The following is a 25,841-nucleotide window of genomic DNA, read 5'->3' on the forward strand; positions in this document are numbered from 1 at the left end:
GCCTACTCGCGTTCCGGCATCGTGAACTCGCACCACACCGCCTTGCCGTTGCCCCGCGACTCCACGCCCCAGACGTCCGCGAGCCGGTCCACCAGGAGCAGGCCGCGGCCCGAGACGCCGGAGTCGCCGGCCTCGCGGCGGCGCGGCAGGGCGCTGGAGCCGTCCTCGACCTCGACGCGCAGGCGGCGTTCGGCGCCGGTCAGTATGCGCAGGGTCACGACCGCGGCGCCTTCGGTGTGCATCAGGGCGTTGGTGATCAGCTCGTCGGCGACCAGCTCGATCTCGTCGGCGCGGTCGCGGGCGCCCCAGGCCCGGACGGCGGCCCGGATCATGTGCCGGGCCTCGCTCAGGGCCTCCGGGTCGTTCGGCGCGACGTGCTGCTGGAGGCGGCCGCCGGCCATCGGGGCGTCGGCGGCGCGGCGGCGCAGCAGGAGCAGGGCGGCGTCGTCCTCGCCGCCGCGGCCCTGCACCACCTCGGTGAGCCGGTCGGCCAGTTCCTGCAGGTCGGCGGGGCCGGAACCGACGAGCCGGGTGAGGGTCAGCATGCCGTCGTCGAGGTCGGCGCCCGGCTCCTCGACGAGGCCGTCCGTGCAGAGGAGGAGGGTCTGTCCGGGGTCCAACTCCACGGCGGTGACCGGGTATTCGAGCCGCCCGAACTCGGCCGAGAGGCCGAGCGGGAGGCCGCCCTCGACGGGGATGCGGCGGCAGGCTCCGTCGGCGGTGCGCAGGAGAGGGTCGAGGTGTCCGGCGCGTACGAACTGCACCACGCCGGTGGTCAGGTCGGCCTGCGCGTACAGGCAGGTCGCGAAGCGGTCGGTGTCGAGTTCGTGCAGGAAGACCGAGGCGCGGGCCATCACGGTGGCGGGCGTGTGGCCCTCGGCGGCGTACGCGCGAAGGACGATGCGCAGCTGGCCCATGACGGCCGCGGCATGGGTGTCATGACCCTGTACGTCGCCGATGACGGCCCCGACGCGGCCGCCGGGCAGCGGGATCACGTCGTACCAGTCGCCGCCGATGTCCCGGCCGAGGCGGGCCGAGCGGTAGCGGACGGCGATGTCGGCGCCGGGGACGTCGGGGATGGTGCGCGGCAGCATCGCCTGCTGCAGTCCCTGGGCGAGGTCCTTGTCCTGCTCGAAGAGCATGGCGCGGGCGAGGCTCTGTGCGATGGAACTGCCGAGCGCGACCAGGAGGTTGCGCTCGTCGGCGGTGAAGCCGGTCTTGTCGCTGTAGAGCAGGCCGAGCGCGCCGATGGGGCGGCCCTGGGCGATCAGCGGCAGATAGGCGGCCGAGGTGATGTCGAGGTAGGCGATGTGCGGCCACAGGAGGGGGTAGCACTCGGCGAATTCCTCGCGGGATTCGATGAAGCGGGGGGTGAGGGTGCGGACCACCTCGCTCATCGGGTAGGGCTCGTCGATGCGGGTGAAGCGGGTGCCGGGCACGAAGGCGCCCGCCGGGCCCTCCGCGACCAGGTGGATGCGGCCGGCCTCGACCAGGCCCATGACGAGGCTGGCGGCGCCCAGGTGGGCGAGGCCCTCGGTGTCCCTGAGGACGTCGATGACGTCCTTCGTGGTGTTGGCGTGCGCGAGGGCCGCCGTGGTGCCCTCGACGATGCTGGTGTTGCGCCGGGTCTCGGCGTCCTGCTGGAAGCGGATCGCGGAGTCGCGCAGCTCCTCGGTGGCGTCCCGGACGATGCCGATGATGCGGCGCGGGCGGCCCGTCTCGTCGCGCCGGATGTAGCCCTGGGTGTGGGTCCAGCGCAGGGCGCCCTCGCGGGTGCGGAGGCGGAAGTACACCCCGTAGTTCTCGTTGCCGTTCTTCAGGGCCGCGGAGACCAGGGCGTCCAGGCGGTGGCCCTCGGGGGGCGGCACCCGGACGGCGAGGGTCTCCGGGTGGCCGTCGTATTCCTCGGGCCGGACGTCGAAGACCAGGTGGGCCTGGGCGTCCATGGACATCAGGCCGGTGTCGAGGTCCCAGTCGAAGGTGCCCATGCGGTTGAGCGCCAGGACCGGGTCACCGTTTGCCGGGTGTCCGGGCCATCCGGCGTCGGCTTCCCAGTCGGCACCCTGCTCCACCATGGGGCCACTTTGTCACTGGTTATGTGTTTTTTCGAGATATGGGCTTCATCGTGGGCTCCTGCAGGCCGGGCAGGTGCAGGTCCCGCAGGATCGCGGCCATCCGCAGGGCGAAGACCAGTCCGGCGGCGATCACCGTGGCCAGGGTCTTGTCCGCGCCGATCCAGTCGAGGCCCAGGTAGACCAGGGCCCCGGCGAGTGCGGCGGTGGCGTACACGTCCTCGCGCAGCAGCAGCGGCGGGAACTCGCCGCACAGCACGTCGCGCACCACTTCGCCGGTGACGCCGGTGAGCACCGCCAGGATGATCACGGCGAACGGGGTGACGCCCGCGGCGATGGCGGCCTGGGCGCCGATCACGGTGACGACGGAGAGACCGACGGCGTCGACGGTCATCAAGGAGCGCTGCGGGAGCTCCCAACGGCGCAGATAGAGCATGGTGGCGATCGCCGTGCAGCTGATGACGGTGAGCAGGATCCAGTCGTGGGTCCAGTACAGCGGGTGCCGGTCCAGGATCAGGTCGCGCAGGGTGCCGCCCGAGATGGATGCGGCGAAGGCCAGGACCAGGCCGCCGAAGGGGTCCATGTTGGCGCGGTGCGCGGCCAGCACACCGCTCGCCGCGAAGGAGGCGACGCCGATGAGATACAGGACGTGCAGCACGGAACGCTTCCCCTCACTGCTGCGGCGTACAGGGCAGAAGATTCGAGGGAAACACGTGGGGCGCCGGGCACGCTTCGTCCTTCCGGCCAGGAGCGCTTCGGCCGGAAGGACGATTTTCCGCGTGCGGGCGTGCAGGTCAGCAGCTGCCTGAGGTGCGGGTCAGCCGTTGAAGGTGTCCTGCTCCGGGGTGTCCGGAATGAACTGGTCGAAGGTGCCCTGGTCCTCCGGGACCGTCTGCTCGGGGACGGTCTGGTCCTGCTGCTCGGGGGCCGTCTGCTCCTGCTGGTCCGGCGGGGCGACGCTGCGGTCCTCCGGGAACGGCGGGGTGTCGTCGGCCGTGGGCTGGATGTCGGTCGGCTCCTCGGGGGGCGGGGGCGGTACGAGACCGCCGTCCGTCGGCTCCTCGTCGGTCGGCGCCGGCGGCGGGACCGGGCATCCGGCCGGGATCGTCGGGGTCGGACCGCCCGGCGTCGTGGGAGTGGGCATGACCGACGGGCAGTCGGGGGTCGGTGAGGCGCTCTCGTCGGTGTCGGTCGGGTCCGGCGACGTGGAGTCGGACTCGTCCGGTGACGTGGACCCCGACTCGTCGGGCGAGGCCGATCCGGACTCGTCCGGGTCGGTGGGCGACGGGGTGTCCGACTCGTCGGGGCCGGTCGGGTCGACATCCGGATCGGTCGGGTCCGGCGTCGGCGTGGGCGGGGGCGGAATGACCCGGTCCCGGTCGCCGTCGTCACCGATGGGGCGCTCGATCCAGATGTTGGTCGTGTTGTTGGTGATGTTCGTGATGTTGATGATCTGGAGGTTGTTGATCACGTTGGGCGCGGGCGTGACCACGACGACCTTGGTCGGGTGGTAGCCGTTCCACGGCTGCCCGTTGTGGCTCGGGTTGCCCTTGAGCGAGGCCGGCGGGGTGAGCGGGTTGCCGCAGGCGCAGCGCACGCGCGGCATGCCGCGGTTGTCGACGAGGACGGCCGTGCCGCCCTGCAGCACGGACTGGAAGTTGGTGGCCCGGCCGTCGCGGTAGCCGTGGTTCGTCACGCGGGTGTCGCCGCGCAGCTGGACCGGGGTGAGGCCGCGCAGGAAGCTCGGGATGCTCGCCTGGCTGATGCCGGCGACCTCCGAGAACGCGCGGGCCTTGGCCTGCTCGCCGGTGAGGAAGCGGACCTGCTGCTCGACGTCGCAGCTGGAGATCGACTGCGTACCGCCGTAGAGGCCGGGGGTCGAGCCGGAGATGGAGCGGATCGCCTGCTGGGTGGCCGACGGGCTCACCGCGGTCGGCGACGGTTGCGGCGTTCGGGTGACGGGCGGCGGGGTCGCGGACGCCTTGGCGGTGGAGTCGGTGAAGGGGTCGGGGCCCTGTGCGGCCACCGGCTGCAGGAAGAGTTCGTCCCCCGCGTCGGTGGTGGTCCCGCTCTTGTCGCCGCTGCTGGAGCAGCCCGCGACCAGCAGGGCCGCGGATATCGCGAGGGCCGTGGCCGTGCGCCTGGTCGGTGAGTACACGCCGTTCTCTCCCGCCTCTTGCCGACAGTTCTGGGCAATTTGTTCCTCATTGTCTGCAGTGGGGAACGGGGGCCCGCAAGCGGAACGGGTCGCACAATGGTGTGCGTGGAGTGGTTCACGGAACCGGGCTACTGGCTGACCCGACTGGTCTTCCAGCGGACGCTCGCCGCCGTCTATCTCGTGGCGTTCGTCGCCGCGGCCCGGCAGTTCCGGGCACTGATCGGCGAGCGCGGGATGCTGCCGGTGCCGGAGTACGTCGCCCGCGTGCCGCTGCGCCGGGCCCCGAGCCTGTTCCAACTGCGCTACTCCGACCGCCTGTTCGCGCTCTGCGCCTGGACGGGGGCGCTGTGCGCGGCCGCACTGCTCGCGGGCGTGGATCACCTCGTCCCGCTGTGGGCGGGCATGGCCCTGTGGCTGGTGCCGTGGGCGCTCTATCTGTCGATCGTCAATGTGGGCCAGACCTGGTACGGCTTCGGCTGGGAGTCACTCCTGCTCGAAGTGGGCTTCCTCGCGGTCTTCCTCGGCAATGACGAGGTGGCGCCGCCGGTCCTCGTCCTGTGGCTGCTGCGCTGGGTGCTGTTCCGGGTGGAGTTCGGCGCCGGGCTGATCAAGATGCGCGGGGACGCCTGCTGGCGGCGGCTGACCTGCCTGTACTTCCACCATGAGACGCAGCCGATGCCGGGCCCGCTGAGCTGGTTCTTCCACCGGCTGCCGAAGCCGGTGCACCGCGTAGAGGTGGCCGCGAACCACGTAACGCAGCTCCTGGTGCCCTTTCTGCTCTTCACTCCGCAACCGGTCGCGACGGGCGCGGCCTGCCTGATGATCGCCACCCAGCTGTGGCTCGTCCTGTCGGGCAACTTCTCCTGGCTGAACTGGCTCACCATCGCCCTCGCCCTGTCCGCCGTCGACTTCGCCCGGCTCGGCATCACGGCGGGCGGCGCCCCGGCCGGGGCCGGCCAGGCTCCCGGCTGGTACGTGGGGGCCGTGTGCGCGGTCACCGGCCTGGTGGCGGCGCTGAGTTACCGCCCCGCGCGCAATCTGCTGTCCCGGCGGCAGATCATGAACTACTCGTTCGACCCGCTGCACCTGGTCAACGCCTACGGCGCCTTCGGCACGGTGGGCCGGGTACGCCAGGAGGTCGTCATCGAGGGCACGGCGGAGCCCGTGCCGCTGCCGGACGGCGCGGGCTGGCGCGAGTACGGATTCCGGGGCAAGCCCGGCGACGTGCGCCGGATGCCGCGCCAGTTCGCTCCCTACCATCTGCGGCTCGACTGGATGCTGTGGTTCGCCGCGCTGTCCCCCTCCTACGCGCGGGCCTGGTTCGGGCCGCTGGTGGAGCGGCTCCTGCAGAACGACCGGGATACGCTGCGGCTGCTGCGGCACAATCCGTTCCCGGACGCGCCGCCGACGTACGTACGCGCCCGGCTCTATCGCTACCGCTTCACCACGTGGCGGGAGCTGCGCGCGACGGGGGCGTGGTGGCAGCGGACGTTCGTGCGCGAGTACTGGCCGCCGACCCGCTTGGACGCGGCGCCGGACGACAGGCTCAGAGGCCGTACACATCCCTAGCCGTGCGGGCGAACAACTGCTCGCGTTCGGCAGGGCCCAGGTGGGCAGTCAACTCCCGTGCGGTGTCGAAGACTTGGTCGTACGTTGCCGCCAGAGTGCTCACCGGCCAGTCGGATCCGAACATCAGGCGGGCCGGGCCGAACGCGTCCAGCGCGGTGTCCATGTACGGTCGCAGATCCTTGGCCGTCCAGGAATGCCGGTCGGCCTCGGTGACCAGGCCGGAGAGTTTGGCGGTGACGTGGGGCAGGGCGGCGAGGGCGCGCAGGTCGGTGGCCCAGGGTTCGAGGGTGGCTGCCGCGATGGGTGGCTTGCCCAAGTGGTCCAGGACGAAGGTGAGTTCGGGGTGGGCGGCGGCCGCCGCGACGCAGGCGGGGAGCTGGTGGGGCAGGACCACCAGGTCGTAGGCGAGCCCGGCCGCGCTCAGCGCCCGCAGGCCCCGGGCGACGTCCGGGCGGAGCAGCCACTCGGGGTCCGGCTCGCCCTGGACCTGGTGGCGGATGCCCACGAGGTGGGCGCCGCCCGGGAGTTCACGCAGGCGGGCGAGGGTGTCGGCGATGTCCGGGGCGGTGAGGTCGGTCCAGCCGACGACGCCCGCGACCAGGTCGCTGCCCGCCGCGAGGGCCAGGAACTCCGGGGTCTCCTCGGCGACGCACACCGTCTGGACCAGCACCGTCGCTGCCACCCCGGCCGCGCGGGCGGCCGGGACGAGGTCGTCGAGGGTGAAGTTCCTTCGGATCGGGGCGAGTTCGGGGCCGGTGATCCACTCCTGGTCGCGTACGGACAGATCCCAGACGTGGTGATGGGCGTCGACGATCCACGGCTCTGCGGCCGCCGAGGAGGAGGAGCGGGAGGCAGCGCCGGTCATGGCAGCTCCCAGACGACCGGCAGTCCGGCCTCCGTGCCGCCTGCGGAGTAGTCGTGGACGACGTCGAGGAGGTCGGCCATGCGGGCCTGCCAGGCGACGTTGACGGGAAGCTTCTCCAGCTCGGCGAGCATGCGCGGGTAGTCCGCGCAGTCGATGAGGTGGAAGAGGTCCGTGCCGCTGCGCCAGATCGTCCAGGACGTCGCCCCGGCCGCGCGGATCGCGTCGGTGAGTTCGGCCGGGACCTCGCGGTGGGCGGCGTCGTACTCGGCTGTGCGGCCTGCGCGGACCTTGGTGTGCAGGGCGATCCTCATGGGCGGACCTCCCCCGGCACCGGGACCTCGGGCGGCAGATGGCCTGCGGCGCGGGCCGCCTTCCAGAAGTCGGCGGGAACCTCGGTCGCGAACTGCTCGGCCCCGTCGACGACTTGAGCGGGCGACCGGACGCCGATCAGCACGCTGGCGACGGAAGGGTGCCCGAAGGGGAACGCCAGGGCGGCCGCGCGCAGGGTCGTGCCGTGCCGCTCGGCGAGGGCCGCCAGGGAACGGGCCCGGTCGAGGAGTTCGTCGGGTGCCTCTTGGTAGTTGAAGCGCGCGCCGGGTTTCGGGTCGGCGAGCAGTCCGGAGTTGTAGACCCCGCCGATGACGATCGACGTGCCGCGTTCCTCGGCGGCGGGCAGCAGTTCGGCAAGCGCCTCGTGGTCGATGAGGGTGTAGCGGCCGGCGCACAGCACGGCGTCGATGTCGGTGTCGCGGACGAAGCGGGTGAGCATCTCGGCCTGGTTCATGCCCGCGCCGATCGCCCCCACCATGCCCTCCGCACGCAGCTGTTCCAGGGCCGGGTAGCCGTCGCGGAAGGCCTCCTCGCCGTGGTTGTCGGGGTCGTGGAGGTAGACGACGTCGACGCGGTCCAGGCCCAGGCGTTCCAGGCTGGACTCGATGGTGCGGCGGACGCCGTCGGCGCTGAAGTCCCAGATCCGACGGTGCGCGTTCGGCACGGCGAAGCCGCCGTCACGGAGGTCGTCGCCGGTGGGTTCGGCGACCGGTTCGAGGCGGCGGCCGACCTTGGTGGAGATCGTGTACGTCGACCGGTCCCGGCCGCGCAACACCTCGCCCAGTCTGCGCTCGGACAGGCCGAGCCCGTAGTGCGGTGCCGTGTCGAAGTAGCGGATGCCCGCGTCCCAGGCGGCCTCGACGGAGGCGGCGGCGTCGGCGTCCGTGACCGGGGCGAAGAGGTTACCGATGCCCGCGCCGCCGTACGACAGCTCGCTGACCTCGACGTCGGTGCGGCCGAGGCGGCGGGAACGTATGCCCGTCATGAGGGCATCACCGGGCGCAGGCGCAGGCCCTGCATGCCGCCGTCGACGGCGAGTGCGGTGCCGGTGGTGGCGCCCGCCAGCGGGCTTGCCAAGTAGCAGATGGCGGCGGCGACTTCGCCGGCCGCGACGAGACGGCCGGTGGGCTGGCGGGCCTCCAGGGCGGCGCGTTCGGCGGCCGGGTCGTCGGCGGCGTCCAGGAGGCGGCCCACCCAGGGGGTGTCGACGGTGCCGGGGTTCACGCAGTTGACCCGGATGCCTTCGCGGACGTGGTCGGCGGCCATGGCCAGGGTCAGCGAGAGGACAGCGCCCTTGCTGGCGCTGTACAGGGCGCGCTGCGGGAGGCCCGCGGTGGCGGCTATGGAGCAGGTGTTGACGATCGCTGCCCGCTGCGAGCCGCGCAGATGCGGGAGAGCGGCGCGGGCCGTGCGGACCATCCCGAGCACGTTCACGTCCAGGACGCGCGTCCACTGCGCGTCGTCGTTGTCCTCGACGGTGCCCTGCGCGCCGATGCCCGCATTGTTGACCAGGATGTCGAGGCCGCCCATCTCCGCCGCCGCGGCCTCGACGGCCGCGCGTACGGACGCGTCGTCGGTGACGTCGGCCCGCCGGGCGAGCAGCGGCTTGGTCACCGTGGACGGATCCAGGTCCAGGACGGTGACCTGGGCGCCGCGTGCGGCGAGGAGGTCGGCGGTGGCCCGGCCGATGCCGGACGCTCCCCCCGTGACCAGCGCCTTGAGTCCTTCGAAGTCCGACAGCTCCGTCATGCGGCCGCTCCCTTCTGACGTGCCTGGCGTGCCTGGCCCGCGCTCTCGGCGGCCCAGTAGCCGCCGCCCGGATAGGTGTAGCGCGCCATCGACTCGGGGCGCATGGTGGCCGAGAACCCCGGTGCGGTGGGCGTGCTGTAGTGACCGTCCACCACGAGGACCGGGTCCAGGAAGTGGTCGTGCAGATGGTCGACGTACTCGATCACGCGGTGCTCGGTCGTCCCGGACAGTGCCGCGTAGTCGAACATCGAGAGGTGCTGGACGAGTTCGCACAGGCCGACGCCGCCCGCGTGCGGGCACACCGGCACCTGGAAGTGGGCGGCGAGCAGCAGGATCGCGAGGTTCTCGTTGACGCCGCCGACGCGTGCCGCGTCGATCTGCAGGACGTCGATCGCGCCGACCTGCAGGAGCTGCTTGAAGACGATGCGGTTCTGGACGTGCTCGCCGGTGGCGACCTGCACGGGGGCCACGGCCTTGCGGATCGCGGCGTGGCCGAGGATGTCGTCGGGGCTGGTGGGTTCCTCGATCCAGTGCGGGTCGTACGCGGCCAGGGCGCGGGTCCACTCGATGGCCTCGTCGACGTTCCAGCGCTGGTTGGCGTCGACGGCGATGCGGATGTCCGGGCCGACGGCGGCGCGGGCCGCCTTCATGCGGCGTACGTCGTCGTCGAGGTCGGCGCCGACCTTCAGCTTGATCTGGGTGAAGCCGTCGGCGACGGCTTGGCGGGCGAGGCGGGTGAGCTTCTCGTCGCTGTAGCCGAGCCAGCCGGGCGAGGTGGTGTACGCCGGGTAGCCGCGGACCCGCAGCTTCGCGATCCGCTCGGCCGCGCCGCGTCTGCCCTCGCGCAGCAGGGCGAGGGCGTCCTCGGGGGTGAGGGCGTCGGCGATGTAGCGGAAGTCGACCTGGGAGACGAGCCACTCCGGTTCGGCGTCGGCGAGCAGCCGCCACAGGGGCTTGTGGGCGCGCTTGGCCGCCAGGTCCCACACGGCGTTGACGACGGCGCCGATCGCCATGTGCATCACGCCCTTCTCGGGGCCCAGCCAGCGCAGTTGGCTGTCGCCGATCAGGTCCCGGTTGAGCGAGCCCGGGTCGGCGCACAGCGCGTCGACGGGGCGGCCGAGCACATGCGCCCTGAGCGCGTCGATGGCGGCGACCTGGACGTCGTTGCCGCGCCCGATGGTGAAGGTGAAGCCGTGCCCCTCGTGGCCGTCGTCCGCGTCGGTGCGCAGCACCACGTAAGCGGCCGAGTAGTCGGGATCGGGGTTCATGGCATCGGAGCCGTCGAGTTCGCGGGAGGTCGGGAAGCGGATGTCGTACGTGTCGACTGCCGTGATGCACGCGGGAGTTGAGGTCACGGGGGCTCTTTCGGGAGGGTGCACGGTCCTGGTGGGCGCGTCGGTCCCGGTGGCCACGTCAGTCCTGGTGGCCACGTCGGTCCCGGTGGCCACGTCAGTCCTGTGCGCGGCCGGTGGTGACGCGGGCGATCATCAGGGCGACGAGGATGATCCCGCCGTAGATCGCCTGGATCCAGAAGGACGGCACCTGGGCGAGGGTGAGCAGGTTCTGTACGACGCCGAGCAGGAGCACTCCGGTGAGGGCGCCGAACATGGTGCCCTTGCCGCCGTCCAGGCTGATGCCGCCGATGACGGCCGCCGCGAACACCGTGAAGATCATGTTCTGGCCCTGGTTGGCGTTGATGGCGCCGACGTAGCCGGTCTGCATCAGGCCGCCCACCGCGGCGAGCACTCCGGCGACGACGAAGACGCCGAGCATGACGCGCTCGACCCGGATGCCGGCGGCGCGGGCGGCGTCCGCGTTGCCGCCGATCGCGTACAGGGCCCGGCCCCAGCGGTGGTACTTGAGGACGAAGCCCGCGACGGCGAAGGACGCGGCGGCCAGCCACACCGACATGGGAATGGTGAGGAAGGTGGTGGTGGCCAGTGAGTAGAAGGCCTCCGGCATGCCGAACAGGGTCTTGCCCTCGGTGGCGCCGACGAGCAGGCCGCGCAGGATGATCAGCATGGCGAGCGTGACGATGAAGGCGTTGAGCTTGAGTTTCACGACGAGGATGCCGTTGAAGGCGCCGATGAGCGCGCCGGTGACGAGGATCGCGAGCAGCGCCACGGCGACCGGGTATTCGGTGCCGAACCCGGCCTGCGCGGCGGGCAGGACGAGCAGGGCGCCGAGTGCGGGCGCGATGCCGACGACCGACTCCAGGGACAGGTCGAACTTGCCGGTGATCAGCACCAGCGACTCGGCGAGCACCACCATGGCGAGGGCGGCCGAGGCGCCGAGGATCGAGATCAGGTTGCGCTCGGTCAGGAACGAGTCGTTGAGCACGGACCCGAGGATCAGAAGCGCCAACAGAGCTGGCACGAGGGCGAGTTCGCGGGCCCTGCGCAGCAGCACGGAGCGGCCCGCAGACTTGGCCGGGGTGCCTTTGGCGGGACGTACGGAAAGGTCGGGTGGCCCGGCCGACGCGGCCTTGAGGTCAGCTGTGTCGGTCACGGTCTACTCCTTCGATGGAGGCGATCAGCTCGTGGTCGCGGAAGCCCGCCGGATGTTCGGCGACGATGCGGCCGTGGAAGAGGACGAGGACCCGGTCGCAGCGGCGCAGGTCGTCCAGCTCGTCGGAGACGACCAGGACGGCGGTGCCGTCGTCGCGGGCGCCGTCCATGCGGGCGAGCAGGGATTCCTTGGACTTCACGTCGACGCCCGCGGTGGGGTTGATGAGGACGAGCAGCCGCGGGTCGGAGGCCAGGGCGCGGGCCATGACGACCTTCTGGGCGTTGCCGCCGGACAGGTCGGAGACCGGCTGTTCGGGGCCCTCGGTGTGGATGTCGAGGCGCTCGATGAGGTCGTGGGCGACGCCTCGCCTGCGCCCGGTGCCGACGAAGCCGTAGCGTCCGAGGCGGGAGAGGACGCTCATGGTGGCGTTGTCGCCGATGGTCATGCCGGGCACGAGTCCCTGCTCGTGCCGGTCGCGGGGTACGCAGCCGACGCCGGCTTCGAGTGCGGCGCTCACGTCCCCGAACTTGAGCTTTCTGCCGGCGACTTGGGCGCTTCCGGCAGTCGGGGTGTGCAGTCCGGCGAAGGTCTCGGCGAGCTGGATCTTGCCGCTGCCGCTGGATCCGGCGAGGCCGACGACCTCGCCGCCGCGGACGGTGAGCGCGATGTCCGCGTACGCCTCGCCGCTGAGGCCCTGCGCGTCGAGGAGCACGGGTGCGTCGTCGCGTACGTGGTGACGTACCCCCTGTGAACGGTCGACCAGGGACTCCCCCGCCATCGCCTCCACCAGCGCGGCGCGCGGGAGTTCGGCGACCGGGGCGGTGGTGATCCAGCGGGCGTCGCGCAGGACGGTGACGGTCTGGCAGACCTCGTACACCTCCTGCAGATGGTGCGAGATGAACAGGAAGGTGACGCCCGACTCCTGCAGGGCCCGCATCCGCGTGAAGAGCCGTTCGATCTCGCGGTTGTCGAGCTGGGCGGTGGGCTCGTCGAGGACGATGAAGCGGGCGCCGAAGCTCAACGCCCGGGCGATCTCCACCATTTGGCGGTCCTCGACGGACAGGTCCGCGGTGCGGGCGCCGCTGTCGACGCGTACGTCCCAGGTGTCGAGGACGGCCGCCGCCTCACTCTTGAGCCGGCGCCAGCTGATGAAGCCGCCGCGTCCTGCGGGCTGCCGGTTGATGAAGAGGTTCTCGGCGACCGTCAATTCCGGTACGACGGTGGGGTGTTGGTAGACGCAGGCCACCTTGGTGCGCCAGGCGTCGCGGTCGGCGAGCGGCGGGGCCGGGTCGCCGTCGAAGCGGACGGTGCCCGCGTCGGGTGCCTGCAGCCCGGTGAGGATGCGGACGAGGGTGGACTTGCCGGCGCCGTTGCGGCCCACCAGCGCATGCGATTCGCCGGGCAGGACGGTGAGTTGGCCGTCCTGGAGGGCGGTGGTGGGGCCGTAGCGCTTGACGATGCCGTGGGCTTCGACGAGCGGCTTCAGGAGCGGGGCGGGGGGCCCCACGGAGGGGGCGGGAGGCGGCGTGATCATTTGACGGTGTTGCCCCACAGCTCGGGGTCGTCGACGTTGTCCTTCGTGACGAGCGGCGCCGGCAGCTGGTCCTCGAGGATGCCGCTGGGGAGCTTCACGATGGTCGACTTGTGGTCGGTCGGGCCGGGCTTGAAGGTCTTCCCGGCCATGGCCGCCTTGATGTAGTACATGCCGTACTTGGCGTACGAGTCCGCCGGTTGGGAGACCGTGGCGTCGATCTGGCCCTTGCGGATGGCGTCGAACTCCTGCGGGATGCCGTCGTTGGAGACGATCGCGATGTGGCCCTTCTCGCCGGCCTTCTTCAGCATCCCCTTCGACTTGAGGGTCTGCAGCGTCGGCGCGAGGTACACGCCGCCCGCCTGCATGTAGATCCCCTTGATGTCGGGGTTGGCGTTGAGGAGGGTGTCCAGCTTGGCGGCCGCGGTGTCGGACTCCCACTTGGCGGGGATCTCCAGGACCTTCAGCTTCGGGAACTTCTCCTTCACACAGGTCCGGAAGGCCTCGGACCGCTCCCGGCCGTTGACCGACGCCAGGTCGCCCATGATCTGCACGACCTTGCCGGACTTGACCTGACCGCCGAGGAATTCGCAGGCCTTGATGCCGTACGCCTCGTTGTCGGCGCGGACCACCATGGCGACCTTGCCCTTCTCGGGGGCCACGTCCACGGCGACGACGGGGACGCCCTTGCGTTCGGCCTGGTCCAGGCCCGCGGAGATGGCCGCGCTGTCGAGGGGGGCCACGACGAGGCCGCGTACGCCCTGGTTGAGCTGGTTGTTGATGTCCGTGATCTGCTGCGCGGAGTCGCTGTTGGAGTTCACCGTCTTCAGCGCGTCTACGTCCTCGGACTTGGCCATCTTCGGCACGTAGTCGTTGTACGACTGCCAGAACGGCGAGGTCAGCAGGGGGACGATCACGCCGACCTTGCCGCCGTCGCCGCCGCCTTCGCCGCCGGAGTCGACGGTGTCCTTGGTACTGCCGCATGCCGCGAGCAGGAGGGTGGCGCAGGCGGCTGCCGCCGCGGTGCGCAGGGCTGTGCGCACGGTTGTGCCGGCCATGTGACGGCTCCTCATGGATGACTGCGTGGATGACTGCCAAACGGGGTCGCAGCGAATATTCATCAGACCACTTGCGCTTCACAACCCTCCTGCAGGCAATATTTCGCGGCGAGTTGGCCATAGTGGTCCGACCACTTGGCTGGTTAGACTGCGACGCACTCGGCTTGGGGATGGGGTGGGCGGCTTGGAACAGGTGGCTGCACAGAAGGGCACGGTGACGCAGCGCGCCATCGAGCAGATCAAGGCGATGATCGGCGAGGGGCGGCTCGAGCCGGGGCAGCGGCTGCCGACGGAGCGGGACCTGTCGGCGCAGCTGGGGATCTCACGGAGTTCGATGCGGGAGGCGGTGCGGGCGCTGACCGTGCTGGGGGTGCTGGAGGCCCGGCACGGGTCGGGGATCTATGTGACGCAGCTGCAGGCCGGGGATCTCCTGGAGACCTTCGGGGTCGTGGCCGATCTGTCCCGGGGACAGCAGCTCGTCGAACTCCTCGAAGTACGGCGGGTGTTGGAGTCGACCGCGACGGGCCTGGCGGCGGCGCGGATCACCGCGGAGCAGCTGGCCGTGGTGTCGGAGCATCTCGCTGCGATGGAGGCGACCGAGGATCCGGAGGAGATCCTCGCGCACGACCTCGCCTTCCATCGGGCGATCGTGGCTGCCGCCGGGAACGAGTCGATGGCGGCGATTCTGGACGGGCTGTCCTCGCGGACCTTTCGGGCCCGGGTGTGGCGGGGGTACCAGGAGGAGGGGGCTTTCGAGCGCACCCGGCGGGAGCATGCGCGGATTCACGAGGCGCTGGTGGCCCGGGATCCCGAGGCGGCGCGAGTCGCGGCGGCGGCGCATGTGGGGGAGGTCGAGGCTTGGTTGCGGGGGCAGTTGGGCTGAGGGTGCTCTTCCCCCACCCCGCCCCTTCCCGAAAGTCCTGCGGACAGCCTGGGGCTTCGCCCCTGGCCCCCGGATCGGCCTTCGGCCTCTGTCCTCAAACGCCGGACGGGCTGAAAACGCCGGACGGGCTGATCTGTCAGCCCGTCCGGCGTTTGAGGAGTGGGGGAATCAGTCCTTACACCCGCGACCGATACAGCCCGAACTCCGAAATCCGCCCCGCCCGCCGCGAAGCGGCAATCCGTAGCCGCCACGCACGCGCAGCCACCGGCGCAGGCAGCAACAGGATCCGGCTCGCCCCCACCACCCCGGCACGGGCCACCACCTCCCAAGCCCCGGACGCAGTCCGCGCCTCGATCATGACGCCCTCCACCTGCTCCCCACGCCGAACGTCCTCGGCAAGCCGCACCCGGTCCACCTCGACCACCCGGCCGAGGTCGACTTCCAGCGTCCCCCGGCCAGGGCCCGGCGCCGCTCAGGCCGTGTCCGGATCACCGTCCACCGCACGCCCCGCCCCCACCCCGTCCCCCGAAACCCGCGCACCCCGCGCGAGATCGGCCGGCAGCTCCGCCTCGATCCGCTCGCGGAACTCCCGCAGCCGGGCCACGTCCGCCGCGGGCAGCAACCCCCGCTTGTCCGGCGGGATGTTGAGCAGCAGCACCGAGTTGCGGCCCACCGAGCGGAAGTAGATGTCGGTGAGCTGGTCCACGGACTTCGGCACCTGGTCCTCGTGGTAGAACCAGCCCGGCCTGATGGACACGTCGCACTCCGCGGGCCACCACTGCAGGTGCGTGGCGACGGTGCGGGCGGACGCGAGAGCGGACCGGCTGCCCTGGTCGGGGGCGTCGTAGGCCAGCGCGTAGTCGGTGCGGCCGTAGTCCTTCTCCTTGACGGGGATGACGCTCCACTCGTCCTCGCGGGCGAGCCCGCCCTCGTTGCCGACCCAGCGCACGTCCGGCCCGGACACCGCGATCGCCGCGTCCGGGGCGAGGGCGCGGATCAGGGTGTACCAGCTGTCCCAGTCGTAGCGCTCGACCGTGCCGGGCGGGATCCGGCCCTGCGAACCGTCGAACCACACCTCGTCGATGGGCCCGTACTGCGTCAGGACCTCGTGGAGCTGGTTGAGCATGTAGGCGCCGTAGTCCGTCGCGGGCAGCTCGAAGCTCGCAGAGCCGTCGGCCTGGTTGTCACCGGGCAGTGGTGTCGGGATGGTTCGCGGCGAGCGCGCGCTGCCGTTCGCGTACACGCCGTGCAGGTACTGGTTCTCGTCCGCCGGGGAGACGTACACCCCGACCTTGATGCCGTGCCGTCGCATCGAGTCGGCGAAGGAACGGAGTACGTCGCCGCGCCCGTCGGCCCAACTGCTCGATACGACACCGTGCTTGGTGTACCGGGAGGGGTAGAGCACGAACCCGTCGTGGTGCTTGACCGTGAGGATGGCCAGCTCGAAGCCGCCGTCGCGCAGCGCCCGGGCCCACTGGTCGGTGTCGAGGCCGGCCGGCTGGAAGACGTCCGGATCCTCGTCGCCCGTGCCCCATTCGAGGCCGGTGAAGGTGTTCACGCCGAAGTGCAGGAAGGCGGTCTTCTCCAGGCGCTGCCAGGCGATCTGACGATCCGTCGGGCGGATCCGGGACGCCTTGTCGACGAGTTCGGCCGGGGTGTCGTCGGGGCTGATCGGGATGCGGTACGAGGGCTCCGGGGGCGCGGCCCCGGCCGCGGCGGCCGCCGCCGGGCTGCCGGGCGCCATCGCCAGCATCGAGCCGGAGACCACCGCCCCCGCCACAAAGCGCCGCCTGCTGAGCCCCGTACGCGAAGACTCGTCCATGTCTCTCGCTCCTCAACCATGCCGTTGATTCATCGGATGTCTGATGATTGAGGCGTGACGTATCTCTGTCAATGGACCGCACAGGGAGGGAAGTTCGCCGACGGGGCGATCAGTCATCGGATGATCCATGCCCCTCTCGACGCGGAGCATCCCAAGCGTGCACAGTGCTGCCAACACCCAGAACCCCACACCGAGCAGCGCGCACACGCACCGAGGAGCCACCGTGACCAGCTGGGCCGGCCGCACCGCCGTCGAGATCGCCGCCGCCGTACGCGAGAAGAGGGTCACGCCCAGGGAAGTGGTGGCCGAGCACCTCGCGCGGATCGAACTCCTCGACGCCCGGGTGGGCGCCTTCCGGCTGGTGCGCGCGCAGGCCGCCCTCGCCGAGGCGGACGCGCTGGCCGAGCGCGCGGATCTGGCCGAACTGCCGCTTGCGGGCGTGCCGGTGGCGGTCAAGGACAATCTGCCGGTACGCGGCGAGTCGACCCTGCACGGTTCGGCGGCCCACGCCACCACGCCCGCGGCCGAGGACCACCCCACCGTCGCCCGGCTGCGGGCGGCGGGCGCGATCGTCGTCGGTCTGACCAACGTCCCCGAGCTGTGCGTCTTCGGCACCACCGAGAGCGCGTACGGCATCGCCCGCAACCCCTGGGACACCACCCGCACGGCCGGGGGTTCCTCCGGCGGCAGCGCGGCCGCGGTGGCGGCGGGCCTGGTGCCGATCGCACTGGGCAACGACGGCATGGGCTCGCTGCGCATCCCCGCCGCCAACTGCGGCCTGATCGGCCTCAAGCCGGGCCCCGACGTGGTCCCGCGCGATCTCGGCGGCGGCTGGTTCGGCATGTCCGAGAACGGCCCCCTCGCCACCACGACCGAGGACGCCCGCCTGATGCTCGCGATCCTCGCCGGCGCCCCGGCCCCCGAGGGAGGTGCGGGTTCCGCGTCCGCGCTGCGCATCGCCGTCTCCACGCGCAGTCCGCTCGCGGGTGTCACGATCCACCACTCGTACGCGACCGCCGCACGCGAGGCCGGAAAGGTGCTGGCCACGGCGGGTCTGGAGGTGGAGAACGCGGACCCGTCCTACCCGTTGTGGCTCGGCCAGACCGCCCTCGCGCACTGGACGGCGGGCACGCACGTCGACGCCAGGGACCTCGACGTCCGCCAACTGGCCCGGCGTACCCGCGTACACGCCTCGATCGGACGCCGCACCCTGCGCTCGGTCGAGCAGGGCGACCGCCGCGAGCAGCTGCGCCGCCGACTGGAGCCGTTCTTCGCCGCCCATGACGTGCTGCTCACCCCGGCCCTGGCCCGGCGCGGGCCGCGCGCGGTGGCCTGGCACCAGCGGGGCTGGCTGCGCAATGTGCTCACCGACACCCGCTATTCGCCGCTCACGCCGGTCTGGAACCTGACCGGGTGGCCGGCGCTGTCGCTGCCGTTCGGGTATCTGTCGTCGGGGGCGCCGGGCTCGGTGCAGCTGGTGGGGGCGCCGGGGAGCGAGCAGCAACTCCTGGACGTGGCGGCGGTGTTGGGGGCGGAACGGCCGTGGCAGCGTACGGCTCCCGCACCTGCGTAACGGATCTCGCACTCGTACCGGATCTCGTACCGGATCTCGTACCGGATCTCGTGACGGATCTTGTGACGGCACCCGGGTCGCGGCCGGGGCACACCCGCCGCGACCCGGGCCGGGTTCAGCGCTGTGCCTCCACCAGTTCGCGGGCCTCCTCCTCGGTGGCCACCGAGGGCGGGGAGCCCTCCAGCGGCCGGCGGGCCGTCTCCTTCATGGCGAGGACCGCGAGGAGGCCGACGGCTCCGGCGAGCATCGTGTAGTACGCCGGCATCAGATCGTTGCCGGTCTTGCTGATCAGCGCGGCGACCACCAGCGGCGTCGTACCGCCGAAGAGCGAGACCGAGATGTTGAAGCCGATGGACAGCGAGCTGTAGCGCACATCCGTCGGGAACAGGGCCGGCAGCGAGGACGACATGGCGCCCAGGTAGCAGACCAGGGCGAGGCCGAGGATCAGCAGTCCGGCGAAGACCGGGACGGTGCCGCCCTGCTTGATGAGCAGGAAGCTCGGCACGGCAAGGACGATGAAGCCCATGGAGCCCGCCATCAGGACCGGCTTGCGGCCGATCCGGTCGGACAGCCGGCCGACCGAGTTGATCAGGGCCATCAGGATCAGCATCACGACGACGATGGACATCAGTCCGCCGGTCTCGCCGAAGCCGAGATCGGTGAGGTACGTCGGCATGTACGAGAGCAGCATGTAGTCGGTGATGTTGAAGGCCGCGACCAGGGCGATGCAGAGCAGCATCGCGCGCCACTGGCCGACGAAGGAGTCCTTGAAGGACTTCTTCTCCCGTACGTCGCCGGGTCCGCCGCCCTCCTCCAGCTTCCGGAACGCCGGGGACTCGTCGAGCTTCATCCGCAGATAGAGGCCGATGAGGCCGAGCGGGCCCGCGACGAGGAACGGCACGCGCCAGCCCCAGGAGTGCATGGCGTCGTCGCTGAGGAGCATCGTCAGCGTGGTGACCAGGGTGGCGGCGGCGGTGTAGCCGATGAGGGTGCCGAACTCCAGGAAGGAGCCCCAGAAGCCGCGGCGCTTGTCGGGGGCGTACTCGGCGATGAAGGTCGCCGCGCCGCCGTACTCGCCGCCGGTGGAGAAGCCCTGCACCATGCGGCAGACGATGAGCAGGATCGGCGCCCAGATGCCGATGGTGGCGTAGCTGGGAATCAGTCCGATCGCGAGGGTCGCGCTCGCCATCATGATCATGGTGAGGGCAAGGATCTTCTTGCGGCCGACCTTGTCGCCGAGCGGTCCGAAGAACGCGCCGCCGATGGGCCGGACCAGGAAGGCCGCGGCGAAGGTGGCGAGCGAGGACAGGGTCTGCGCGGTCGGGTTCCCGGAGGGGAAGAAGACCTGGCCGATGGTGACGGCGAGGTAGGCGTAGACGCCGAAGTCGAACCACTCCATGGCGTTGCCGAGTGCGGTCGCCTTCACCGCCCTCTTGACCGCCTGCTCCTCGGAGATGGTGATGTCGCTCTGGCGCAGTCGGGGGTTCTTTCGGCGGTGGACGGTGCGGAACAGGACGCGGTGGCGGCCGATGGCCTCACGGTCGGGGGCAGCGGTGGTCTCTTCGTGCTGCACTGCGGCTCTCAATGTCGTACGGGCATAAAGGTCCCTCCAGTGGTACCCGCCGGGATCAGGGGGGCAGTCCGGACTCTTGTCACTTGCCGCACGGGGCTTGCGGCCTGATCTGTACGGGACGTACGTCCTGTATCCGGGCGAACTTCGCGGATCGAGCACGGCTCCGGGCGCGGAAGAGTGCGGCACGAGAAAGGGCCCCGCCTTCCAATCGGGAAGGCGGGGCCCGCAAATTTCCGCTGCGTTCAGTCAATGCCCTGGAGGATGTGCGGCTCCGCGAGGTCGTCCTCGTATCCGGCGAGCCGGATCGGGGCCGACCGGGCCCACACCTCGAGGCTGCCCAGCTCCTTGGGGCGGCCCTTGCGGTCTCCGCGCTCCGTGGGGCCTCGCTGCTCGCTCTTGGACTTCTCTGGTGTCACCGCGCACTCCTGTCTGTGTCGGGGTAACCCCCGGTCGCACCGCGCCGGCCCGAGGACCGGGCGCCGGCCGCCCCGTGGGGCTCTACTTCTGGGCAGTTCAAAAGCGCGGTGGCGCCGGTAACTCACGCGAGGCAGGGCCGCGATGACCGGCTTGCCCCGGGACGGGCCGTGGGTGTTGGTGGGACCCATTTAGGCTGTCCGTCCCCACCAGAGTACCCATATGAGCGCGACCCTGCTCGATGGGGCCGGAAACTGACCCGTCCTTTACCGGTCGCCCGGTGTTCATTCGGCCATGATCTGGCCATGGTCTGCTGCTCTGGACGGCATCCACCGCGTGGGAGGGAGTCGCACATGGAGCCGCACATGGAGCCGCATCCGACCGGCCCGGTCGACCGCCAGGCGCTGGGCGTCGACGGACTGATGGGCCTCCTGGAGACCCGCCCTGGCGAACACCCCTTGCAGACCGCGGCCCTGCTGCGCCGCTCCCACCCGAGCGACAAGGAGCTCCAAGTCGCGGGCCTGGTCAAGGACTTGCCGGCCGAGGCGGTGCGGGGGCTGCTCGGGGAGCGGGTGGCATGGCTCATCGACTGCCTCCGGGCCGGCGGCACTTCGGCCGATGCGCCCGGGCCGCCGGCCGCGCCGGCCGAGGACGCGGCCTCTCTCCGGCAGGCGGTCGAGACCGCGCGGGTGGCCGGGGTCGCCGCCGGAGTCCTGGAGGACTGGCGTGACGTGCTCGAACTGGTGGCAGCCCATCGGAGTTCACCGGCCCACCGAAGTCCCTCGGCGCACCGGGCTCCGTCGGCCCGATGGAGTACGTCGGCCCGATGGGGTCCGTCGACGGCGCCCTGAATCCCTGAGGGCAGTCCTCGTGGCTCCCTGATGTCCGCCTCCCCCGCCCCTGCGCGCCGCCCGCGCCACCGGCTCCTGGTTTCTGGCTCCTGGCTCCTGGCTCCGTGCGTTCTCTCGCCCTGCCCTTCTGATGGATCGTCATGAGAAGGTAAGCGGATGACAGTTGAGCCTCACTCAACCTCCGGCAGAGACTCGCTCAACGGCAAGGCCGCCCTCGTCACGGGCGGCTCCCGCGGGATCGGGCTCGCCGTCGCGGAGCAGCTGGGCGCCTCGGGGGCCGGGGTCTGCGTCACCGCACGGGACGCAGACGGGGTGCGCGAAGCGGTGGCGGGGCTGCGGGCGGGCGGCGCCCGGGCCGTGGGCCTGGCGGGATCGGTGGCCGACCCGGCACATCTTCAGGCGTGCGCCGAGCTGATGCTCAGCACCTTCGGACGCCTTGACATCGTGGTGAACAACGCGGCGACCAACCAGCCCTACGGGCCGCTCATGGAGGCCGACCTCGCGGCCTGGAGCGAGGCGTTCGCCGTCAACGTGGAGGCGCCGCTGCGCCTGGTGCGGTGCGCGTGGGAGGCCTGGATGCGGGACCACGGCGGGGCCGTGGTCAACATCTGCACGGAGGGCACCCATGGCGTCGGCCCACATGTGGGCGCGTACGGGACGAGCAAGGCCGCGCTGCTGCACCTGACACGACAGCTCGCGGGCGAACTGTCGCCCCGGGTAAGGGTGAACGCGGTCTCGCCCGGCCTGGTCCGCACCGAAATGGCGCGATTCGTATGGGAAGGCGAGGAGCAGCGCATCGCCGAGGGCCTGCCGCTCGGCCGCATCGGGGAGCCGTGGGACGTCGCGCACGCCGTGTGCTGGCTGGTGTCGGACGAGGCGCGGTGGGTGACCGGGGCGGACCTGTTGGTGGACGGGGGCACCAGGGTGCGCGCGGCGGCGGGGGTCGGGTCGTACGCGGTGCATGAGCGGCTGCGTACCGCAAAGGACGCCTGACTGCGGCTGCGTACCGGCGCGGCCGAAGTCGCCTGAACGGCCTGGGCGTTCGGGGTCCGGGCGGCGGCGCGCGTGAAGACGACGAGCCGCAGAACGGCGAAGCGCCCGAGCCCGGCCAGCCCCGAGGCCGACAGATACACGGCCTGCTCCCACAGGACGCCCGGCGCGGCCACCGTCATGTGCAGCACGAGCATCGCCGCGCAGGTGAGGCCGTACGCGGCCGCCGCCGACCCCGCCGACTGCAGATGCTGACGCCAAGTCCCGCGCCCGCCCGCACCGAAGGTGAAGCGGGCGTGCAGCTCGGTGGCGAGGAGCGTGGAGGCGACGGTGACCAGCGCGTTCGCGAGGGCCCACGGAAGCAGCTCGGACAGTCCGGCCACCGCGGCGCAGGAGGCGACCCCGACCCCGCCGCCGCACAGCACGAAGCGCGCGAAGGCCATGAACGGGCCCGGAGCGGCGGGGAGTTGAGGCGTTGCGGCGCACGTCGTCATGGCGGCGACTATACGACCGTCTATGACGCTTGTATAGGCCGTCCGTTTAAGACGGCCGTTTATGGGCCTGCTCCGCCTACCAGTTGCCGGGTGCGTAGTCCTTCAGGAAGACGCCGTACAGGTCCTCGCCCGCCTCGCCGCGCACGACCGGGTCGTACACGCGCGCCGCGCCGTCGATCAGGTCGAGGGGCGCGTGGAAGCCCTCCTCGGCGAGGCGCAGCTTGTCGTAGTGCGGGCGTTCGTCGGTGATCCAGCCGGTGTCGACCGAGGTCATCAGGATGCCGTCGGTCTGGAACATCTCCTGGGCGCTGGTGCGCGTCACCATGTTCATCGCGGCCTTCGCGGCGTTGGTGTTCGGGTGGCCCGCGCCCTTGTAGCCGCGGCCGAAGACGCCTTCCATCGCCGAGACGTTGACGACGTACGCGCGCTTGCTCGATGCCTTCTTCGCGGCCTCGGCCATCGCCGGCCGCAGGGCGCTGATCAGGATGAACGGGGCCGTGTAGTTGCACAGTTGGGTCTCGAGGAGTTCCACCGGCGAGATCTGCTCGATGGACTGGACCCAGGTGTTGGTGTCGACGACGTCCGGGACCAGGCCGCCCGCGTCGATGGCGGTGCCGTCGCGGTGCCGGGCGACGCTGGCGTTGCCCGCGACCAGCGCGAGGTCGGCGACCTGCTGCGCGTCGAGGCCGGAGATGCCCTTCGGGAGGGCGGTCAGGCCGTCCACGGCGCCGGAGTTGAAGGCGCCGATCACGTGGTGCGGCGGGAGTTCACCGGCGGGCAGCGGGGCGCTCTCGCCGTCCACCAGGGCGGCGTACGCGGACGGCAGGCGGCGTACCGTCTGCGTCGCGTTGTTGATCAGGATGTCGAGCGGCCCCTGCTCGGCGACCTGGTCCGCGAGGGCCACGGCCTGGGCCGGGTCGCGCAGGTCGATGCCGACGACTTCGAGGCGGTGGATCCAGTCCGCCGAGTCGTCCATCGCCTTGAAGCGGCGGATGGCGTCCTTGGGGAAGCGCGTGGTGATCGTCGTGTGCGCGCCGTCGCGCAGCAGGCGCAGCGCGATGTACATGCCGATCTTGGCGCGGCCGCCGGTGAGCAGCGCGCGCTTGCCTGTGAGGTCGGCGTGGGCGTCGCGCTTGGCGCGGTTCTCGGCGGCGCACTTCTGGCAGAGCTGGTGATAGAAGGCGTCGACCTCGACGTACCGGGCCTTGCAGATGTAGCAGGACCGGGGGCGCTGGAGTATCCCGGCGATCTCGCCGACCGTGGAGGAGGAGGGCAGCAGACCCTGCGTCTCGTCGTCGATGCGCTCGGCGGAGCCGGTCGCGGTGGCGTGCGTCACGTTGCGGTCGTGCTCGGTCTTCGCGGCGCGGCGCTCCTGGCGGCGGCGCTGCTTGACCGTGCGGTAGATGCCGGCGGTGGCGCGGCGGACCTGGATCGCGTCCGGGTGGTCGACCTCGATCTTGTCGAGCTCGTCGAGCACGGCGAGGCAGACCGCGAGCCGCTCCGGGTCGATGCCGGGGCCGAAGGTCTGTGCCGGCTCTTCGTCGGGGCCGAAGCCCTCGTCGGAGCCGAACTCCTGGCTGTCCTGTGACGCCACCGTCATCGCCGCTTTTCCTCGTGCTCAGTCGTGCGCGCCCGCGCCCGGAAGTCCCCAAAGCCTCAACTTTACGTAAGCACGGGCGCCTACTCCAAACCGCTTATGCCTTCATAGCCTCCGCTTATGCCCTGACGGCCTCGCCCGGCTACGCCCTGACGGCCTCGGTCAGCTCCTTGAGCTCCTCGTGCAGGGCTGCCGTGAGGCGGTCCAGGTCGGGCACGGCCTCGGCGTCCGCGACCAGGCCGAAGTGGACGCGGCCCCGGTAGGTGGAGACGGCGACGGCCAGGGACTGGCCCTGGGCGAGCGGCGCGAAGGGGTAGACCTCGGTGAGCGGGCAGCCGTCGAGGGTCAGGCCGAGGCTGGGCAGGGGCACGCTGGTGACGAGGATGTCGAAGAGCAGCCGGGCGGCCTGGGCGACGACGGGCCCGCCGAGCCGGTGGCCAAGCGGTGGCACATGATCGGCGAGCAGCGCGACGGCGCCCGCGCCGCGGGTGGGGCCCGCGTCCTTGTTGCGGTCCATGGCGGTACGCACCGTCCGCAGCCGTGCGAGGGGGTCCTGCTCGCCCACGGGGAGGCGGACCAGATAGCCGGAGAGCCGGTTGCCCTGGGGCTGGCCGGCGCGGGGACGGCGGCGCGAGACGGGTATCAGGGCGCGCGGCGCCACGTCGTCGAGGACCGCACCGTCCTCGCCGTCCTCGCCGCGCTCGTCCAGCCAGCGGCGCAGGGCGCCCGCGACGAGGGCGATGAGGACGTCGTTCACGGTGCCGCCGGCCCGCTTGCGGATGCGGTGCACGTCGTCGAGGTCGAGGACCGCGCCCGCGGTGCGGCGGGTGCCGGTCGCGTCCGAGGTCAGGGCCGGGGCGCTCCGGACGCCCCAGGTGGCGCGGGCGACCGAGGCGCCGATGTCGAGGGCCTGGCCGACCTCGCCGAGGGTGCGGCGCACAGCGACGTTCAGGGCGCGCGGGTTGAGCAGGCCGAGCGGGCCTGGCAGCCAGTGGCGGGCGCCCGGCCGCTGCTCGGGGACGGCCCGCCTGGCGCGGGGCGGCGGGGCGGGCTGCGGGTCCATGACCCCGGCGGCGAGGGTGAGCGCGCGCAGCCCGTCGGCCAGGGCGTGGTGGAACTTGAACAGCACCGCGAAGGACGTGCCGTCGGGCCCCGGCAGCACATGCGCCTCCCAGGGCGGGCGCTCCCGGTCCAGGGGCCGCTCCATCAGCTCCCCCGCCGCCGCGTGGAAGTCCCGCGCGGCGGGCGCCAGATGGACGTGTCTGCGCGGGTCGAAGCCCGGCGCCTCCTCGCGCACCGCGCCGCCCACCGGGAGCCAGACGCCGCGGATGCGCATCCGCAGGCCCTCCACCGTGGCGGCGCGGGCGATGAGCAGGTCCGCGGCCCGGCGGGCGGAACCGGGCGCTCCGTCGGCGGCATCGGCGGCATCGGCCGCGAAGACCCCGAGCGCCCCCAGGTGCATCGGGTGCTCGGCGGACTCGATGTTCCAGAAGGCGAGGTCGAGCGGTGCGAGCATCTCGGAGGCGGCGGATATCGGGGCAGCGGCAGCAGCAGGCATGCGGAGCTCTCGCGTCGACGACGGGGAGCTTGCAGTCAATAACCAGCGAACGACTACGGTCAAGTACGTTCGGAACACGGATCGTTACGAGCACATTAAGGCTTGCCCCGGCCCGCTCGCCCCACTCACCCCTCCCGACCGTCCCGTACGCCCCGTCCGTGCGCCCGCCCGCACGCCCCGGCCGAAATCCGACCCCGCGCACCCCCGCAACCACGTCGCGATAGCAACCGTCGCAACGGGCCGTGT

20 protein-coding genes and 2 pseudogenes are annotated in these 25,841 nt (G+C 71.5%); 5 read left to right on the top strand and 17 right to left on the bottom strand.

Annotated elements, in window-relative coordinates; translation table 11 throughout:
* Nucleotides 1-2: 2 nt before the first annotated feature.
* From OG430_RS08180 to OG430_RS08190, 3 genes are all read right to left on the bottom strand, one after another.
* Complete coding sequence (locus tag OG430_RS08180; protein ID WP_327351763.1) at nucleotides 3-2,075, bottom strand: SpoIIE family protein phosphatase; 2,073 nt, start codon at nucleotides 2,073-2,075, stop codon at nucleotides 3-5.
* Nucleotides 2,076-2,094: 19 nt separating this feature from the next.
* Complete coding sequence (locus tag OG430_RS08185; RefSeq protein ID WP_327351764.1) at nucleotides 2,095-2,730, bottom strand: trimeric intracellular cation channel family protein; 636 nt, start codon at nucleotides 2,728-2,730, stop codon at nucleotides 2,095-2,097.
* 159 nt (nucleotides 2,731-2,889) lie between these two features.
* Complete coding sequence (locus OG430_RS08190; protein WP_327351765.1) at nucleotides 2,890-4,230, bottom strand: DUF6777 domain-containing protein; 1,341 nt, start codon at nucleotides 4,228-4,230, stop codon at nucleotides 2,890-2,892.
* 105 nt (nucleotides 4,231-4,335) lie between these two features.
* Here OG430_RS08190 and OG430_RS08195 point away from each other — a divergent pair, with 105 nt between their 5' ends.
* On the top strand, nucleotides 4,336-5,799 hold the full coding sequence (locus tag OG430_RS08195) for a lipase maturation factor family protein (protein WP_327351766.1): 1,464 nt from the start codon (nucleotides 4,336-4,338) through the stop codon (nucleotides 5,797-5,799).
* Here OG430_RS08195 and OG430_RS08200 read toward each other — a convergent pair.
* From OG430_RS08200 to OG430_RS08235, 8 genes are all read right to left on the bottom strand, one after another.
* Nucleotides 5,777-6,664: an amidohydrolase family protein gene (locus OG430_RS08200; RefSeq protein WP_327351767.1), complete on the bottom strand. Its 888-nt coding sequence runs from the start codon at nucleotides 6,662-6,664 to the stop codon at nucleotides 5,777-5,779. The two genes, OG430_RS08195 and OG430_RS08200, sit on opposite strands and share 23 nt — an antisense overlap.
* Complete coding sequence (locus OG430_RS08205; RefSeq protein WP_327351768.1) at nucleotides 6,661-6,975, bottom strand: L-rhamnose mutarotase; 315 nt, start codon at nucleotides 6,973-6,975, stop codon at nucleotides 6,661-6,663. The genes OG430_RS08200 and OG430_RS08205 overlap by 4 nt, the downstream gene beginning before the upstream one ends.
* A complete protein-coding gene (locus OG430_RS08210) occupies nucleotides 6,972-7,979 on the bottom strand; it encodes an aldo/keto reductase (RefSeq protein WP_327351769.1) in 1,008 nt (335 codons plus the stop codon). The genes OG430_RS08205 and OG430_RS08210 overlap by 4 nt, the downstream gene beginning before the upstream one ends.
* Nucleotides 7,976-8,734, bottom strand: coding sequence for an SDR family NAD(P)-dependent oxidoreductase (locus OG430_RS08215; RefSeq protein WP_327358996.1), 759 nt, complete (start codon nucleotides 8,732-8,734; stop codon nucleotides 7,976-7,978). Before OG430_RS08215 ends, OG430_RS08210 begins: the two co-directional genes overlap by 4 nt.
* Before the next feature lie 5 nt (nucleotides 8,735-8,739).
* Complete coding sequence (locus OG430_RS08220) at nucleotides 8,740-10,098, bottom strand: L-fuconate dehydratase (RefSeq protein WP_327351770.1); 1,359 nt, start codon at nucleotides 10,096-10,098, stop codon at nucleotides 8,740-8,742.
* A 94-nt stretch (nucleotides 10,099-10,192) separates the two neighbouring features.
* A complete protein-coding gene (locus tag OG430_RS08225; RefSeq protein WP_442816448.1) occupies nucleotides 10,193-11,251 on the bottom strand; it encodes an ABC transporter permease in 1,059 nt (352 codons plus the stop codon).
* The gene (locus tag OG430_RS08230) at nucleotides 11,235-12,785 is read right to left on the bottom strand and encodes a sugar ABC transporter ATP-binding protein (protein WP_327351771.1); all 1,551 of its coding nucleotides are present in this window, start codon (nucleotides 12,783-12,785) and stop codon (nucleotides 11,235-11,237) included. The genes OG430_RS08225 and OG430_RS08230 overlap by 17 nt, the downstream gene beginning before the upstream one ends.
* Nucleotides 12,782-13,840 carry a sugar ABC transporter substrate-binding protein gene (locus OG430_RS08235; protein WP_327351772.1) on the bottom strand — a complete coding sequence of 353 codons (1,059 nt, stop codon included), beginning with the start codon at nucleotides 13,838-13,840 and terminating at the stop codon, nucleotides 12,782-12,784. Before OG430_RS08235 ends, OG430_RS08230 begins: the two co-directional genes overlap by 4 nt.
* Nucleotides 13,841-14,024: 184 nt before the next feature.
* Between OG430_RS08235 and OG430_RS08240 the strand changes: the two genes are divergently transcribed.
* Nucleotides 14,025-14,723 (top strand): FadR/GntR family transcriptional regulator, encoded by a 699-nt coding sequence (locus tag OG430_RS08240; protein ID WP_327351773.1) that lies wholly within the window; start codon nucleotides 14,025-14,027, stop codon nucleotides 14,721-14,723.
* Between the two features lie 175 nt (nucleotides 14,724-14,898).
* On the opposite strand, the pseudogene OG430_RS08245 reads toward OG430_RS08240, so the two are convergent.
* Nucleotides 14,899-16,467, bottom strand: a pseudogene (locus tag OG430_RS08245) (alpha-L-fucosidase).
* A 301-nt stretch (nucleotides 16,468-16,768) separates the two neighbouring features.
* Between OG430_RS08245 and OG430_RS08250 the strand changes: the two are divergent.
* Entirely contained in the window at nucleotides 16,769-18,118 is a 1,350-nt protein-coding gene (locus OG430_RS08250; protein ID WP_327351774.1) for an amidase, read from the top strand.
* Nucleotides 18,119-18,233: 115 nt separating this feature from the next.
* Here the strand turns inward: OG430_RS08250 and proP are convergent, their stop codons facing one another.
* Both proP and OG430_RS08260 read right to left on the bottom strand, forming a co-directional pair.
* Nucleotides 18,234-19,691, bottom strand: a complete 1,458-nt coding sequence (gene proP, locus OG430_RS08255; RefSeq protein ID WP_327351775.1) for a glycine betaine/L-proline transporter ProP — start codon at nucleotides 19,689-19,691, stop codon at nucleotides 18,234-18,236.
* Nucleotides 19,692-19,933: 242 nt separating this feature from the next.
* Entirely contained in the window at nucleotides 19,934-20,107 is a 174-nt protein-coding gene (locus OG430_RS08260; RefSeq protein ID WP_327351776.1) for a hypothetical protein, read from the bottom strand.
* Between the two features lie 351 nt (nucleotides 20,108-20,458).
* Between OG430_RS08260 and OG430_RS08265 the strand changes: the two genes are divergently transcribed.
* On the top strand, nucleotides 20,459-20,956 hold the full coding sequence (locus OG430_RS08265) for a hypothetical protein (protein ID WP_442816449.1): 498 nt from the start codon (nucleotides 20,459-20,461) through the stop codon (nucleotides 20,954-20,956).
* Between the two features lie 156 nt (nucleotides 20,957-21,112).
* Nucleotides 21,113-21,949: an SDR family oxidoreductase gene (locus tag OG430_RS08270; protein WP_327351777.1), complete on the top strand. Its 837-nt coding sequence runs from the start codon at nucleotides 21,113-21,115 to the stop codon at nucleotides 21,947-21,949.
* A 5-nt stretch (nucleotides 21,950-21,954) separates the two neighbouring features.
* Here the strand turns inward: OG430_RS08270 and OG430_RS08275 are convergent.
* The 3 genes and pseudogenes from OG430_RS08275 to OG430_RS08285 form a co-directional block, all read right to left on the bottom strand.
* A pseudogene (locus OG430_RS08275) lies at nucleotides 21,955-22,440 on the bottom strand (GtrA family protein); the annotation flags it as partial.
* Between the two features lie 76 nt (nucleotides 22,441-22,516).
* Complete coding sequence (locus OG430_RS08280) at nucleotides 22,517-24,040, bottom strand: SDR family NAD(P)-dependent oxidoreductase (protein ID WP_327351778.1); 1,524 nt, start codon at nucleotides 24,038-24,040, stop codon at nucleotides 22,517-22,519.
* Between the two features lie 139 nt (nucleotides 24,041-24,179).
* A complete protein-coding gene (locus tag OG430_RS08285) occupies nucleotides 24,180-25,595 on the bottom strand; it encodes a wax ester/triacylglycerol synthase family O-acyltransferase (protein ID WP_327351779.1) in 1,416 nt (471 codons plus the stop codon).
* Nucleotides 25,596-25,841 lie beyond the last annotated feature (246 nt).

The organism is Streptomyces sp. NBC_01304 (assembly GCF_035975855.1).
GTDB lineage: Bacteria > Actinomycetota > Actinomycetes > Streptomycetales > Streptomycetaceae > Streptomyces.

What these genes read in the sequence shown, in the direction of transcription:
- OG430_RS08180 (WP_327351763.1), bottom strand. Translation starts at nt 2,075, where the DNA reads ATGGTGGAGCAGGGTGCCGACTGGGAAGCCGACGCCGGATGGCCCGGA.
- OG430_RS08200 (WP_327351767.1), bottom strand. Translation starts at nt 6,664, where the DNA reads ATGACCGGCGCTGCCTCCCGCTCCTCCTCCTCGGCGGCCGCAGAGCCG.
- OG430_RS08205 (WP_327351768.1), bottom strand. Translation starts at nt 6,975, where the DNA reads ATGAGGATCGCCCTGCACACCAAGGTCCGCGCAGGCCGCACAGCCGAG.
- OG430_RS08210 (WP_327351769.1), bottom strand. Translation starts at nt 7,979, where the DNA reads ATGACGGGCATACGTTCCCGCCGCCTCGGCCGCACCGACGTCGAGGTC.
- OG430_RS08230 (WP_327351771.1), bottom strand. Translation starts at nt 12,785, where the DNA reads ATGATCACGCCGCCTCCCGCCCCCTCCGTGGGGCCCCCCGCCCCGCTC.
- OG430_RS08235 (WP_327351772.1), bottom strand. Translation starts at nt 13,840, where the DNA reads ATGGCCGGCACAACCGTGCGCACAGCCCTGCGCACCGCGGCGGCAGCC.
- OG430_RS08265 (WP_442816449.1), top strand. Translation starts at nt 20,459, where the DNA reads ATGGAGCCGCACATGGAGCCGCATCCGACCGGCCCGGTCGACCGCCAG.
- OG430_RS08270 (WP_327351777.1), top strand. Translation starts at nt 21,113, where the DNA reads ATGACAGTTGAGCCTCACTCAACCTCCGGCAGAGACTCGCTCAACGGC.
- OG430_RS08280 (WP_327351778.1), bottom strand. Translation starts at nt 24,040, where the DNA reads ATGACGGTGGCGTCACAGGACAGCCAGGAGTTCGGCTCCGACGAGGGC.
- OG430_RS08285 (WP_327351779.1), bottom strand. Translation starts at nt 25,595, where the DNA reads ATGCCTGCTGCTGCCGCTGCCCCGATATCCGCCGCCTCCGAGATGCTC.